Origin of the sequence: Promicromonospora kroppenstedtii (genome assembly GCF_044389675.1) — a bacterium.
In the GTDB taxonomy this organism is placed as follows: domain Bacteria; phylum Actinomycetota; class Actinomycetes; order Actinomycetales; family Cellulomonadaceae; genus Promicromonospora; species Promicromonospora kroppenstedtii.
This window is the reverse complement of record NZ_JBIRYI010000016.1, coordinates 1-13618: the sequence shown is the minus strand read 5'-3', so window position 1 is coordinate 13618 and position 13618 is coordinate 1. Positions and strand designations below refer to the sequence as shown.

Sequence of the window (13618 nt, the reverse complement as noted above, 5' to 3'; positions counted from 1 at the left end):
GGCTCAGCTGAGACCTTATGTCGCGCCACTGACATCGGCAGGGAGGCACGCCCGGAGGGCCGGGTGAGGGGCCTGCTACCGGGGGCGCGCCGCCGCCTGGCTCAGCGGGAGCAGCACCGCGAAGGCCGCGGTCGCGATCGCGACCGCGGCGAGGAGGCCGCCCGCGTAGACCGTGAGCCCGGCGTCCCAGGGCAGCACGGCCCACAGGTGCCCCTCGGTGGCCGCGGCGGCCAGGGCCGACAGCCCGGCAGCCGGGACCGCCACCACACCGAGCGCGACGGTGACCAGCCGTGTCGGCACGTCGGCGCGCGCGAGCGGGTCGTCGTGCGGCCGGTCCGCCCACCCGGCCGGAGCGACGGCGCTCACCAGCCCCACCCACAGCACCACGACGAGCACGGCCGCGACGACGTCGGACGGGCGGTGCCAGCGGTCCGCGATCGTCGCGAGGCCCATCGCGCAGGTCGCGGCGCAGCCCGCGAGCGCCGTCGCGGGGCGCCAGCGGCGAGGCACGACGAGCAGGAGCGCCGCCCAGGCGGCCGCGACCACGGTGACGTGGCCGCTGGGCAGTGTGTTGACGTCGCGGTTCCAGTCCCCGACGAGCCCGGTGCGGTGGAGCACGCCGTCCTTGACCACCTGCGTGGTCAGGTTCGAGCCGACGACGACGGTGGCGGCCAGGGCGGTGGCACCCCACCGCCGGCGCGCCAGCCCGACACCGCACACCGCGAGGAGGCCGGTCACGAGCCACGGCGGCGAGCCGAGCAGCAGCACGGGCTCCACGGGCCGGTTGACGACGTCCTGGAAGAGGTCGGCGGTGACGAACACGAGCTCCTCGACACGCTGCCCGGGCCAGGTGGTGACCATCACCCACCAGACCAGCCAGATGCCCAGCGCCGCGGCGAGGGCGACGACGGCACCGGCGAGCCGGGCCCGCCCGCGGCCGGCACGGCCGGCGGGGCGGGCGGGGACGGTGGGCAGAGGGACGGTCGGGTGTGCTGGGCCGGTGCGCGATCCGTCCTGGCGCACCCTGCGCCCGTCGGTGGCCGGCATGGTCGCAAACTACCTGCCGGAGGCGGTCCGCGCGGCGTGGTCGGAGGGCTCGCGGGGGGTGATCTTCGGGCCCGTGTCAGTGGTGCCACGTACGGTTCCCTCGTGACCTCATCGACCTCCAAGAAGGCCCGGCCCGCGTACCGGTGCTCCGAGTGCGGCTGGACCACCGTCAAGTGGGTCGGCCGCTGCGGGGAGTGCCAGGAGTGGGGCACGGTGGTCGAGGACGGAGCGGCGACGACCGGCCCCCGCACGGCCGCCGTGTCCCCGGCACGGGCGCCGGCGCGCCCCATCGCCGAGATCGACGTGGAGTCCGCGCGCGCCAACCCGACGGGCGTGGGCGAGTTCGACCGCGTCCTCGGCGGCGGCCTGGTGCCCGGCGCGGTGATCCTGCTCGCCGGCGAGCCGGGAGTGGGCAAGTCGACGCTGCTGCTCTCGGTCGCGAGCAACGTGGCCGACGGCGCACTGGGCCCCGACGGGTTCGAGTCGCCCCGCACCGTGCTGTACGTGACGGGCGAGGAGTCGGCAGGCCAGGTGCGGCTGCGGGCCGAGCGGATCGGCGCGCTGTCGCCCACGCTGCTGCTCGCGTCCGAGACCGACCTGGGTACGGTGCTCGGCCACCTGGAGGCGAACCAGCCGGACATGCTCATCGTCGACTCGGTGCAGACCATCGCGTCCGCGCAGGTGGACGGGGCCCCGGGCGGCGTCTCGCAGGTCCGGGAGGTCGCGGCAGCGCTGATCGCCGTGGCCAAGGAGCGGCAGATCCCCACGATCCTCGTGGGGCACGTGACCAAGGACGGCTCCGTGGCCGGCCCTCGCACGCTCGAGCACCTGGTGGACGTGGTCTGCCAGTTCGAGGGCGACCGGCACTCCCGCCTGCGCATGATCCGTGCGGTGAAGAACCGGTACGGCCCCACGGACGAGGTGGGCTGCTTCGACCTGTCGGAGGACGGGATCGTCGGGCTGGCCGACCCGTCCGGGCTGTTCCTGTCCCACGCGGGCTCGGGGGTCGCCGGCTCGTGCATCACGGTGACGCTGGAGGGGCGGCGCCCGCTCGCCGTCGAGGTGCAGGGCCTGGTGGCGCCGAGCCCGCTGAACAACCCGCGCCGTGCCACCAGCGGCGTGGACTCCAGCCGGCTGGCGATGATCCTCGCCGTGCTCCAGCGGCACGGCGGCCTGCGACTCGCCGACCAGGACGTCTACGCCTCGACCGTCGGCGGCGTGCGGATCACCGAGCCGGCGTCGGACCTCGCCGCCGCGCTGGCTCTGGTGTCCGCGCGGACGGGCAAGCCGCTGCCGGGGGCCACCGTCGCGCTCGGCGAGGTGGGCCTGGCCGGCGACCTGCGCCCGGTCGCCGGGCTGGACCGGCGCCTGGGCGAGGCGGCCCGCCTGGGCTTCGCGAACGCCGTCGTGCCGCACGGGACCGGGGTCAAGGCGCCCGAGGGTCTCCAGCTCGTCGAGGCGGTGCACATCCGCGACGCGGTCGAGTGGGCACAGGCCATAGGCCGCGGGGGCGACGGCGAGGCGTCCGGGAGATGACCGCTTCATGAAACGAACTACTTGTGACCCGGGGCACAGCGTAGGATTTCTTCGTGGCCACGACCTCCTCGCACACTGACGAGCTGCTCCGTGAGACCCTGGCCGCCGTCGCGCCCGGGACCGAACTCCGCGACGGGCTCGAACGCATCCTGCGCGGCCGCACCGGCGCGCTCATCGTGCTCGGCCTCGACCCGGTCGTCGAGCAGATCTGCTCCGGCGGTTTCTCGCTCGACGTCGACTTCTCGGCCACCCGCCTGCGCGAGCTGTCGAAGATGGACGGCGCCGTGGTGCTCGACCGGCATGCCACCCGCATCCGCAAGGCCGCCGTGCAGCTGCTGCCCGACCCGACGATAGAGACCACCGAGTCCGGCACGCGCCACCGTACGGCCGAGCGCGTCGCCAAGCAGACCGGCTTCCCCGTCATCTCGGTCAGCCAGTCCATGCGCATCGTCGCTCTCTACGTGGGCGGTCAGCGGCACGTGCTGGAGGACTCGGACACGATCCTCGGCCGCGCCAACCAGGCGCTCGCCACGCTCGAGCGGTACCGCGCCCGCCTCGACGAGGTGTCCGGCACCCTGTCGGCCCTCGAGATCGAGGACCTGGTCACGGTGCGCGACGTCTGCTCCGTGGTGCAGCGACTCGAGATGGTGGGGCGCATCTCGGACGAGATCGCGGGCTACGTGATCGAGCTCGGTGTGGACGGCCGGCTGCTGGCGCTGCAGCTCGACGAGCTGATCGGCGACGTCGGCTCGGACCGCGAGTTCGTGATCCGCGACTACGTGCTGAGCCGCAAGGACCGCGCGCTGACCGACGTGCAGGCCGAGCTGTCGGCGCTCACCTCCCAGGAGCTGCTCGACATGAGCCAGATCGGCAGGATCCTGGACCTGCCGGGCGGCGGGGACGCGCTCGACGCCGCCGTCGCGCCGCACGGCTACCGGCTCCTGTCCAAGGTGCCGCGCCTGCCGAACGCGACGATCGAGCAGCTCGTCGGACACTTCAGCAGCCTGCAGAAGCTCCTCGCCGCGAGCGTGGACGACCTCATGTCGGTCGACGGCGTGGGCGAGCAGCGCGCCCGGACCATCCGCGAGGGCCTGTCCCGGCTCGCCGAGTCCAGCATCCTCGAGCGGTACGTCTGATCCGAGGGGTACGTCCGCGAGGAGCAGGTCGCCTGGGAAGAGCGGTACGCCTGAGGAGAGCGCCCCGCCGGTGACGCCTCAGGACTCCTTGCCCGAGCCGTCCCCGGCGTCCTGACCGTCCGTCGCGTCCCCGCCCTTCGCGTCCCCGCCGTCGTCCGGCTTCTCGTCGGCCCCCGACCTCCCCCCGGCCTGCCCCGACCCGCTCGGGTCCGCGTCCGGCTCGTCCGACGCCTTCCCCGAGGGGTCGCCCGACGGCTCGCCGGACGGGTCTCCGGACGACTCGCCGGAGGACGACGGCGACGGCTGCGGCACCGTGTACGTCAGCCGCACCACGTCGCTGCTCGCACCCTCGACGTCGGCCAGCGTCACCTGGGCCGTGTACTGGCCGGCCGTCAGCTTGGGCTGGCCGCCCGGGCAGTCGGGCGCCGAGCGGGAGTCGGACCAGCTCACGCTGGTGGTGTCGACGTCGCCGGGACCGAGGAGCAGCAGCCGCTCCTCGTCCTGGTCGGCGCAGTCCGCGGACGACCAGGCCCGCTCCGCCGTCTGCTCGCCCACCTCGCCCTCGTAGACCGTCACGGCGAGGCTGCGCCGGGGCGCGTCGACCAGGCACTGCACCTGGCCGGTGTTGCGCACCGACACCGTGAACCGGACCGGCACGCCGGGCGTGACCGCCGTGCGGTCGGCCGCGAGGCCGACGTCGAGGTCCTCGGGCGCGCAGGGTGCGGCCGCGGCGTTCGGGTCCACGGGCTCGGGCGGCTGCACCTTCGCGGCGGCGATCGGCGGGTCCGCCCTGGGCCATGTCGCGGCGACCCCGATACCGCCCAGCGCCAGCACCACGAGGACCGCGATCAGACGCCCTCGCCGGCGCGGCCGGGGACCGGTCGCGCTCCGCTCCGCCGCGGCCCGACGAGCGGACCGCCCGGTCCGCTCCGGCGCACTGACCACCTGCTCGACCCCCTGAAAGCTGCTGGATGCCACGGCCTGACGTGCGATGACGGCCGTGCGGCACCAAAGTACGACGCCGCGCCCGGACCGGGCCGCAGCCGCGCCGTCGAGTCGGTCACATGTCCCACTCGGCACCCGCGCGGCGTCTCGCCCGGTGTCCGGCACCCGGGGCGTGGTCGGCCCGGACACCCGCGGTGCGGCAGGATGAGTCCCCGTGAAGACACCGGAGGCGACGCGACGTACCGAGGTGCGCTCCGGCGTCGTGCAGTGGTTCGACGGCGCCGCGCGTGACCTGCCCTGGCGCGCCCCGGACCGTACGGCGTGGGGCGTGCTGGTCAGCGAGGTCATGCTCCAGCAGACCCCCGTGGTCCGGGTGGAGCCGGCCTGGCACGCCTGGCTGGAGCAGTGGCCAACGCCCGCCGACCTCGCCGACGCCCCGACGGCCGACGTGCTGCGCGCCTGGGGCCGGCTGGGCTACCCGCGCCGCGCGCTCCGGCTGCAGGAGTGCGCCCGCACCATCGTCGAGCGGCACGACGGCGTGGTCCCCCGCACCGAGGCCGAGCTGCTCGCGCTGCCCGGCGTCGGCGAGTACACGGCCGCGGCGGTGCTGGCGTTCGCGTACGGGAAGCGGTCCGTGGTGGTCGACACGAACGTGCGCCGGGTGCTGGCCCGCGCCGTCGGCGGGTCGGCGCTGCCCGCGCCGTCGTACACGGCCGCCGAGCGCGCCCTGGCGACCGCGCTGGCCCCGGAGGACGACGCCGACGCCGCGCGCTGGGCGGCCGCCTCGATGGAGCTCGGCGCTCTGGTCTGCACGGCGAAGGCGCCGAAGTGCGGCGTCTGCCCGGTCGCCGGGCTGTGCGCGTGGCGCCGGGCCGGTTCACCCCCGGACGCCCACGCCGACAGGCGCCGCACCCAGGCCTGGGCGGGCACCGACCGGCAGGCGCGCGGCCGCGTGATGGCGGAGCTCCGGCAGGCGGACGAGCCCGTGCACCGGGCCCTGCTCGCGAGCCTCTGGCACGACCCGGCCCAGCTCGACCGCGCGATCGCCGGCCTGGTCGAGGACGGCCTGGCGGAGCAGGACGACGCGGGCCGCCTCCACCTGCCGGGATAGCGCCGGCAGGCCCGAGGCGGGCCGGGTCAGAGCTCGAGCAGCATCCGCGAGTTGCCCAGCGTGTTGGGCTTCACGCGCGCCAGGTCCAGGAACTCGGCCACGCCCTCGTCGTAGGAGCGCAGCAGTTCGGTGTACACCTCGGGCGTCACGGGTGTGCCGTCGATCTCCCGGAACCCGTGCGCAGCGAAGAAGCTCACCTCGAACGTCAGGCAGAACACCCGGCGCAGGCCCAGGGCGCGGGCACGCTCGACCAGCGCCTCGAGCAGCGCGTGCCCCACGCGGCGGCCGCGCCAGTCGCGGTGCACCGCCAGGGTCCGCACCTCGGCCAGGTCGTCCCACATCACGTGCAGCGCCCCGCAGCCGACGGCGTCCCCCCGCTCGGCGGCCGGGTCGGTCGCCACGAGGAACTCCTGGACCGCCTCGTAGTACCCGACCATCTCGTACGGGCGCAGGATGCGCTCCTGGCTGAGCGGCTCGACGAGGTCGCGGATGGTGCGCACGTCGGCGGGCAGGGCGGGGCGGATCACGGGCGCGGCCGGCGCCTCGGGTGTCGTCACGGCGACACACTACGGCGGCCCGCCGATGCGGCGCCCGCCGCGTACGACAGGCGGTCGCCACCAACAATCACCCACGGGCGCACGTCGGCCTTCACCAGGGGAAACGAATGGCAAATCGGAAAGTGAGCGAGAGAACATCCCAACACACCCGCGCGGCGAGGGCAAAGGTCTTGCCAAGTCGCGGAATGCGTGGTGAGTTTGGCGCATGGCATCAACTCGCCTGACCGCAGAAGCAAGGACCCAGGCTCTGGCTGCGCTCGAGGCCAGTGTCAGCCCCTCGGCCGAGCTCGATGTGCTGGTGATCGGCGGCGGGGTCACCGGTGCCGGCATCGCCCTCGACGCGGTCACCCGTGGCCTGTCGACCGCCGTCGTCGAGGCACAGGACTGGGCGCAGGGCACCTCCAGCCGCAGCAGCAAGCTCGTCCACGGCGGCTTGCGTTACCTGCAGATGCTCGACTTCGAGCTGGTCCACGAGGCGCTCACCGAGCGCGACCTCCTGCTCCGGGACCTCGCACCGCACCTGGTGCGACCGGTCCCGTTCCTGTATCCGCTGGAGCACCGCGTGTGGGAGCGCGCCTACGTCGGCGCCGGCATCGCGATGTACGACGTCCTCGCGACGCTCACCCCGGGCCGGCGGCCCATGCCGTTCCACCGGCACCTGAGCCGCAACCAGATGGAGGCCAAGTTCCCGGACCTGGCGCACGACGCCGCCGTCGGCGCCGTCCAGTACTGGGACGCCTCCGTCGACGACGCCCGCCTCGTGGCCACCCTGATCCGGACCGCCGCGAGCTACGGCGCGCACGCCGCGAGCCGCACCCAGGTGGTCAGCCTGACCCAGGGCGCGACGGGCGCGGTGAACGGTGCCGTGGTCGTGGACCTGGAGACGGGCAAGGAGATCACCGTCCGGGCGCGCGCGGTCATCAACGCGACCGGCGTCTGGACGGAGGACACCGAGGCCCTGGCCGGCTCCGAGGGCGGGCTGCGCGTGCTCGCCAGCAAGGGCGTGCACCTGATCGTGCCGCGGGAGCGGATCCGCGGGCATGCCGGGCTGATCCTGCAGACGGAGAAGTCCGTGCTGTTCGTCATCCCGTGGAGCCGGTACTGGATCATCGGCACCACGGACACGCCCTGGAGCCTCGACCCCACGCATCCCGTGGCCACGAGCACCGACATCGACTACGTGCTCGACCATGCCAACGCGGTGCTGGCGCACCCCCTGACCCGCGAGGACGTCATCGGCACCTACGCCGGGTTGCGCCCGCTGCTGCAGCCGGGCACCAAGGCCGGCACCAGCAGTGCGAAGGTCAGCCGCGAGCACACCGTGGCCTCGCCGACGCCGGGCCTGACCGTCGTCGCCGGCGGCAAGCTCACGACGTACCGGATCATGGCCAAGGACTCCGTCGACTTCGCAATCGGGCAGCGCGCCGCCGCACTCCCCTCGATCACGCACCAGATCCCGCTCACGGGCGCCGTCGGGCTGCGTGCCGTGCAGCGCCAGGCGCGCACGTGGGGCAAGCGGTTCGGCTGGTCGCCCCCGATGCTGGACCACCTGCTGCACCGCTACGGTGCCAACGTCGCCGAGATCGTGGAGCTGTGCGACGCCGACCCGTCGCTCGCCAAGCCGCTCGAGCACGCCTCCGCGTACCTGCGCGCCGAGGTGCACTACGCGGTGAGCCACGAGGGGGCCCTCCACCTGGAGGACGTGCTCGGGCACCGCACGCGGCTGGTCTACGAGGTGCCGGACAGCGGCACCGCGGCCGCCGAGGAGATAGCCGCCGTCGTCGGCCCGCTGCTCGGCTGGGACGCGGCGGACGCCGAGCGCGAGATCCACGCCTGGCAGGCGCGGATCGACGCGGAACGTCAGGCCGCGCAGGAGCCTGACGACGAGGGCGCCGAGCGTACGCGCCTGACCACCCCCGACGTAGCGGCCATGCAGCCGCTCCGAAGCTAAGGAAAGCGAAGGACCACACCTACTCACAAGCCGACGGGTCGCCGCGAGGGACCGCCGGGATTACCTCCGTACGCCGACAGAGCGGTCGGCAGAAAGCGAGTCAGCGATGAACGCATTCACGGACATCATGGTGCCGGAGTTCCTCGGCACGATGATCCTGCTCCTCGGCGGTGCCGGTGTCGTGGCGAACGCCATCCTCCCGAAGAACAAGGGCTTCAACGGCGGCTGGCTGATGATCAACTTCGGGTGGGGCCTGGCGGTCTTCGCCGGTGTGTTCGTGTCCCTGAAGTCCGGCGCGCACATCAACCCGGCCGTGACGCTCGGCATCCTCTCCAGCGGTGCCGAGGAGTTCGCTCCGGGTGTCGCCGCCAGCTTCCCCAACATGCTCATCTACTGGGTGGCGCAGCTCGCCGGCGCCTTCGTCGGCGCGGTCCTCGCGTACCTGGCCTACAAGCAGCACTTCGACCAGGACGCCGACCCGGCGGTGAAGCTGGGCGTCTTCTCGACGGGCCCGGCAATCCGCTCGTACGCGTGGAACTTCATCACCGAGCTCATCGGCACGTTCATGCTGGTCTTCGTCATCCTGTCCTTCGCGAACTGGCCGGGAGACATGGGCCCGCTGGCCGCGGCGCTCCTCGTGCTCGGCATCGGCGCCAGCCTCGGTGGGCCGACCGGGTACGCCATCAACCCGGCCCGTGACTTCGGGCCGCGCATCGCCCACTTCGTGCTGCCCATCCCGGGCAAGGGCGGGAGCGACTGGGCGTACTCGTGGGTCCCGGTGCTCGGCCCCCTGGCCGGCGGTGCGCTCGGCGGCCTGCTCATCGCGGCCCTCTGAGCCGAACCCCCAGGCAGACCTCGACACAGACAAGGGAGTCAATTCCGATGGCTGACTACGTACTCGCGATCGACCAGGGCACCACGAGCACCCGGGCGATCGTGTTCAACCACGGCGGGACCATCGTGTCCACCGGCCAGATCGAGCACGACCAGATCTTCCCGAAGGCCGGCTGGGTGGAGCACAAGCCGGACCAGATCTGGGACAACACCCGCCAGGTCGTGGGCCTGGCGCTCACCAAGGCGAACATCAACCACACCGACCTCGCCGCGGTGGGCATCACCAACCAGCGCGAGACCACGGTGGTCTGGGACAAGACCACCGGCAAACCGGTCTACAACGCGATCGTCTGGCAGGACACGCGCACCCAGGCGATCGTCGACGAGCTCGCCGGGTCGGAGGGCGCGGACAAGTACAAGGCGATCGTCGGCCTGCCGCTGGCCACCTACTTCTCCGGCCCCAAGGTGAAGTGGATCCTCGACAACGTCGAGGGGGCACGGGAGGCCGCGGACCGCGGCGACCTGCTGTTCGGCAACACGGACGCGTGGGTCCTGTGGAACATGACCGGCGGGGTCGACGGCGGCGTGCACGTCACCGACGTCACCAACGCGTCCCGCACCATGCTCATGGACCTCGACACCCTGTCCTGGCGCGAGGACATCGCGTCGGACATGGGCATCCCGCTGTCGATGCTCCCCGAGATCCGCTCCTCCTCGGAGGTGTACGGCACGGGGCGGCCCCGTGGCATGGTTCCCGGCGTGCCCATCGCGGGCATCCTCGGCGACCAGCAGGCGGCGACGTTCGGCCAGGCGTGCTTCGACGTCGGTACCGCCAAGAACACCTACGGCACCGGCAACTTCATGCTGCTCAACACGGGCACGGAGAAGGTGCCCTCCGAGAACGGCCTGCTCACCACGGTCTGCTACAAGATCGGTGACGCCGCCGCCGTGTACGCGCTGGAGGGCTCGATCGCCGTCACGGGCTCGCTGGTGCAGTGGCTCCGCGACAACCTGGGCCTGTTCGCCGACGCGCAGGACGTCGAGTGGTTCGCCCGCAAGGTCGACGACAACGGCGGCGCGTACTTCGTGCCGGCGTTCTCCGGCCTGTTCGCACCGTACTGGCGGCCCGACGCGCGCGGTGCGCTCGTGGGTCTGACCCGGTACGTCAACCGGAACCACATCGCGCGGGCCGCGCTGGAGGCCACGGCGTACCAGACCCGCGAGGTCATGGACGCCATGAAGGCGGACTCCGGCGTGGACCTCACGGAGCTCAAGGTCGACGGCGGCATGGTCGCCAACGAGCTGCTCATGCAGTTCCAGGCCGACCAGCTCGGCGTCGACGTGGTCCGGCCGGTCGTCGCGGAGACCACCGCGCTCGGCGCGGCCTACGCGGCGGGGATCGCCGTCGGGTTCTGGAAGGGCGAGTCCGACGTCACCGCCAACTGGGCCGAGGACCGGCGCTGGTCGCCCGACATGGACGAGAAGGAGAGGGACCGCCTGTACCGGAGCTGGAAGAAGGCGGTGACCAAGACCTTCGACTGGGTCGACGCCGACATCGGCTGACCTGCGCCACCGCACGTGTCGGACCCCCAGGTCACCATCGTGACCTGGGGGTCCGACACGTCTTGGGACAACGTCGTCAGGGCGCCAGGAAGCGGCGCGCCGTCTCCACGAGCGTCTCCGTCTCGCCCTCCACCGTGAACTCCTCGTCGACCGCCACGCGCCCGAGGAAGCCATCGGTCAGCAGGTACAGCCACGAGGTGATGCGGCCGGGCGTCAGGTCGGTCCGGATCTCACCGGCCCGCTGTGCCCGCTCGACCCAGGGCCGGATCAGGTCCTGCTGGACGCTCGCGTCCTCGTCCAGCTTGGCCGCGACCTCCGGCAGGTGCATGACGCCCCCCACCGCGCGCACGAACCCGGGCATCCGGGGGTCCGCGGCGTCGTCGGCGCCCTGCCGCACGATGTCGAGGACGACGCCGAGGGCGTCCGGCCGGCCCGCGTACCGTGCACCGGCCTCGCCGACCTCCTGGATGCCGAGCGCCAGGATCGCGAGCAGCACGTCGAGCTTGGTCGGGAAGTAGTGGAAGAACGTGCCCGACCCGATGCGTGCCTGCTTGCAGATCGCCGCGGTGGTGGCGCCGTCGTAGCCGCGCTGCGCGAAGACCGTGAGCGCGGCGTCGATGATCACCAGCCTGCGCGCCTCGTGCCGCTCGGGGTCAACGGTCCGCGCCACGTGCGCCCTCGGTCGTCGCCGTGCGGCGCACCTGGATCCGGTCGTCCCGGACGCGGGCCACCAGGCCGAGCGCAGCCAGGTCCTCGTCCGCCTGGCGCCGGGCGTCGGCGTCCTTGCGCTTCTCCAGCCGGCGGCGGAGCGCCTCGTGCTCGGCGGTCGTGAACCCCGGGCGGCCGTCCACCCAGCGCTCGTAGCCCTCCTCGTGCGGGTCGGCGTCGTGCCAGGGCCAGCCGTGCCCGTTCAGCGCGTCGCGGACCCGTGCCGCCGACAGGGTGTCGGTGTCGAGGCGCGCGCGCAGGGCGCCGTCGGGCCGCAGGAGCACCAGGTCCGTCCGGTCGGGGAACGCGGCGCCGACGTCGGTCCGTTCGATCCAGACCTCGCGCTCCTCCTGCCTGTGCTCGAGGTGGTCGTCGGCGACGGTGAGCACCGGCGCCTCCCCCACCGTGACGAAGGCGATGAAGCCGCCGCCGAGCAGGCCGAGCCCGCCCAGGATGCCGAGCGTCCAGGGCAGGGTCAGCGACTGGATCAGCGTGACCAGCCGCGGCACGGGCAGCGGTGTGGCGTCGATCAGGCCGGCCAGCCCGCCGGCCAGCGGCGCGGCGAACCAGCCGAGCACGAGGCCGAGCGCGAGCACGCCCAGGCCGAGCACGACGGGGAGTGCGGGCGGCTGGCGTACCTCGGTGGTCGTCATGACTCAATTATTAGAGCGGTCACTCCACTAATGCAATCAATATCGCGAACACGGCGCTGCGGTGGCCCGTCGTGCGGCCGTAGGCTCGGCGCGTGCCCATCAGCTACACGCTCCCCGGTGTCCATGTCACCGACCACTCCGTCGACGTCCCGCTCGACTGGTCCCAGCCCGACGGCTCCCCCACGATCTCGGTGTTCGCGCGCGAGCTCGTGGACCCGACCCGCCGCACCGACGACCTGCCGCTCCTTGTGTTCCTCCAGGGCGGCCCCGGTGGCAAGGGCCCCCGGCCCACCGGTCCCGACGGCTGGGTCGGCGCAGCCCTGAAGCGGTTCCGCGTGGTGCTGCTGGACCAGCGCGGGACCGGGCGGTCCACCGCCGTCCGGGCGGAGTCCCTGACCTCGATCGGCACGCCCGAGGAGCAGGCGGAGTACCTCGCGCACTTCCGCGCCGACAACATCGTGCGCGACGCCGAGCACGTCCGGAAGACGCTGTTCGACGGCCGGCGCTGGACCTCGCTGGGCCAGTCGTACGGCGGCTTCATCACCATGACGTACCTGTCGTTCGCCCCCGAGGGCCTGAACGCGAGCCTCGTGACCGGCGGTCTGCCGGGGCTGACGGCGTCGGCCCGAGAGGTCTACGAGCGCACCCAGCCGCGCGTGGTCGCCAAGAACGAGCGGTTCCGCGCGCGCTACCCGCACGTCACCAAGGCCCTGGGCCGTATCGCCGACCGCCTCTCGACCGGCGAGGTGACGGAGCCCGGCGGCGACGTCCTGACGACGCGGCGCTTCCAGACCCTCGGCATGGACTTCGGCATGCAGCCCGGCTTCGAACGCGTGCACTGGATCGTCGACGAGGCGTTCGACTCCCCGCACGGCGGCCCGCTCAGCGACACGTTCCGTGCGACGGTCGCGGCCGAGACCTCGTTCGCGACCAACCCGCTGTACGCGCTGCTCCACGAGTCGATCTACGCCCAGTCCCACACCGGCCCCACCGCGTGGGCGGCCCAGTCCGTGCGCGACGCCGACCCCGCGTTCGGCGAGGACGCCCGGCCGCTGCTGCTGACCGGCGAGATGATCTACCCCTGGATGTTCGCCGAGATCAGCGCCCTGCGGCCGTTCGCGGCCGCGGCCGATGCCCTCGCCCAGCGGCAGGACTGGGGCGACCTGTACGACCTGCACCGGCTCGCGGACAACGAGATCCCGGTCGAGGCCGCGGTGTACTTCGACGACATGTTCGTCGACGCGTCGCTGTCGCTGGAGACCGCGGCGCACGTGGGCAACGTCGAGCCGTGGGTCACCAACGAGTTCGAGCACGACGGGCTACGGCTCGGCGACGTCCTGCCGAAGCTGCTGGACCGCCTGGACGCCCGAGGCGGCCCGCTGCCGTCGTCGAGGTAGCCGCTGCTCGGAATCGAGGTGCCACCACTCCCCTTTGAGGCCTAGGTTTCTTCGCTTTGCGGTTCCGCAAAGCGAAGAAACCTAGGTGTGATGTTCAGGGAGGTTGTTCAGTCGGGTGATGGGTGGTTGGTTGCCGATCGCTGTGTGGGCTCGGTGGTGGTTGTAGTAGTGCAGCCAGCC

The 13618-nt window shown here is 72.8% G+C and carries 12 protein-coding genes; 7 read left to right on the top strand and 5 right to left on the bottom strand.

Translation table 11 applies throughout. The features are described from left to right. Positions 1 to 75: 75 nt before the first annotated feature. Positions 76 to 1047 carry a phosphatase PAP2 family protein gene (locus ACH47X_RS22210; RefSeq protein WP_397407035.1) on the bottom strand — a complete coding sequence of 324 codons (972 nt, stop codon included), beginning with the start codon at positions 1045 to 1047 and terminating at the stop codon, positions 76 to 78. A gap of 102 nt (positions 1048 to 1149) precedes the next feature. Between ACH47X_RS22210 and radA the strand changes: the two genes are divergently transcribed. Both radA and disA read left to right on the top strand, forming a co-directional pair. After that, positions 1150 to 2583 carry a DNA repair protein RadA gene (radA, locus tag ACH47X_RS22205; protein ID WP_397407033.1) on the top strand — a complete coding sequence of 478 codons (1434 nt, stop codon included), beginning with the start codon at positions 1150 to 1152 and terminating at the stop codon, positions 2581 to 2583. Between the two features lie 53 nt (positions 2584 to 2636). Further along, entirely contained in the window at positions 2637 to 3719 is a 1083-nt protein-coding gene (disA, locus tag ACH47X_RS22200; protein WP_020015970.1) for a DNA integrity scanning diadenylate cyclase DisA, read from the top strand. Between the two features lie 78 nt (positions 3720 to 3797). Here disA and ACH47X_RS22195 read toward each other — a convergent pair whose 3' ends face one another. Continuing rightward, positions 3798 to 4697, bottom strand: coding sequence for a hypothetical protein (locus ACH47X_RS22195; RefSeq protein ID WP_397407031.1), 900 nt, complete (start codon positions 4695 to 4697; stop codon positions 3798 to 3800). Positions 4698 to 4878: 181 nt separating this feature from the next. Between ACH47X_RS22195 and ACH47X_RS22190 the strand changes: the two genes are divergently transcribed. Next, positions 4879 to 5775, top strand: a complete 897-nt coding sequence (locus tag ACH47X_RS22190; RefSeq protein WP_397407029.1) for an A/G-specific adenine glycosylase — start codon at positions 4879 to 4881, stop codon at positions 5773 to 5775. A gap of 26 nt (positions 5776 to 5801) precedes the next feature. On the opposite strand, the gene ACH47X_RS22185 is transcribed toward ACH47X_RS22190, so the two are convergent. Then, positions 5802 to 6332 carry an amino-acid N-acetyltransferase gene (locus ACH47X_RS22185; RefSeq protein ID WP_397407027.1) on the bottom strand — a complete coding sequence of 177 codons (531 nt, stop codon included), beginning with the start codon at positions 6330 to 6332 and terminating at the stop codon, positions 5802 to 5804. Positions 6333 to 6537: 205 nt separating this feature from the next. Between ACH47X_RS22185 and ACH47X_RS22180 the strand changes: the two genes are divergently transcribed. The 3 genes from ACH47X_RS22180 to glpK all read left to right on the top strand — a co-directional run bounded on the left by ACH47X_RS22180 (position 6538) and on the right by glpK (position 10680). After that, complete coding sequence (locus tag ACH47X_RS22180) at positions 6538 to 8283, top strand: glycerol-3-phosphate dehydrogenase/oxidase (protein WP_397407025.1); 1746 nt, start codon at positions 6538 to 6540, stop codon at positions 8281 to 8283. A 106-nt stretch (positions 8284 to 8389) separates the two neighbouring features. Further along, on the top strand, positions 8390 to 9118 hold the full coding sequence (locus tag ACH47X_RS22175) for an MIP/aquaporin family protein (RefSeq protein WP_397407023.1): 729 nt from the start codon (positions 8390 to 8392) through the stop codon (positions 9116 to 9118). 47 nt (positions 9119 to 9165) lie between these two features. Beyond that, positions 9166 to 10680 carry a glycerol kinase GlpK gene (gene glpK, locus ACH47X_RS22170; protein ID WP_397407021.1) on the top strand — a complete coding sequence of 505 codons (1515 nt, stop codon included), beginning with the start codon at positions 9166 to 9168 and terminating at the stop codon, positions 10678 to 10680. A 76-nt stretch (positions 10681 to 10756) separates the two neighbouring features. On the opposite strand, the gene ACH47X_RS22165 is transcribed toward glpK, so the two are convergent. Beyond that, a complete protein-coding gene (locus ACH47X_RS22165) occupies positions 10757 to 11350 on the bottom strand; it encodes a TetR/AcrR family transcriptional regulator (RefSeq protein ID WP_397407019.1) in 594 nt (197 codons plus the stop codon). Beyond that, positions 11334 to 12041, bottom strand: coding sequence for a YqeB family protein (locus tag ACH47X_RS22160; protein ID WP_397407017.1), 708 nt, complete (start codon positions 12039 to 12041; stop codon positions 11334 to 11336). Before ACH47X_RS22160 ends, ACH47X_RS22165 begins: the two co-directional genes overlap by 17 nt. A 92-nt stretch (positions 12042 to 12133) precedes the next feature. On the opposite strand from ACH47X_RS22160, the gene ACH47X_RS22155 reads away from it, so the two are divergent. Further along, the gene (locus ACH47X_RS22155; RefSeq protein WP_397407015.1) at positions 12134 to 13438 is read left to right on the top strand and encodes an alpha/beta fold hydrolase; all 1305 of its coding nucleotides are present in this window, start codon (positions 12134 to 12136) and stop codon (positions 13436 to 13438) included. The last annotated feature ends 180 nt before the right edge of the window (positions 13439 to 13618 follow it).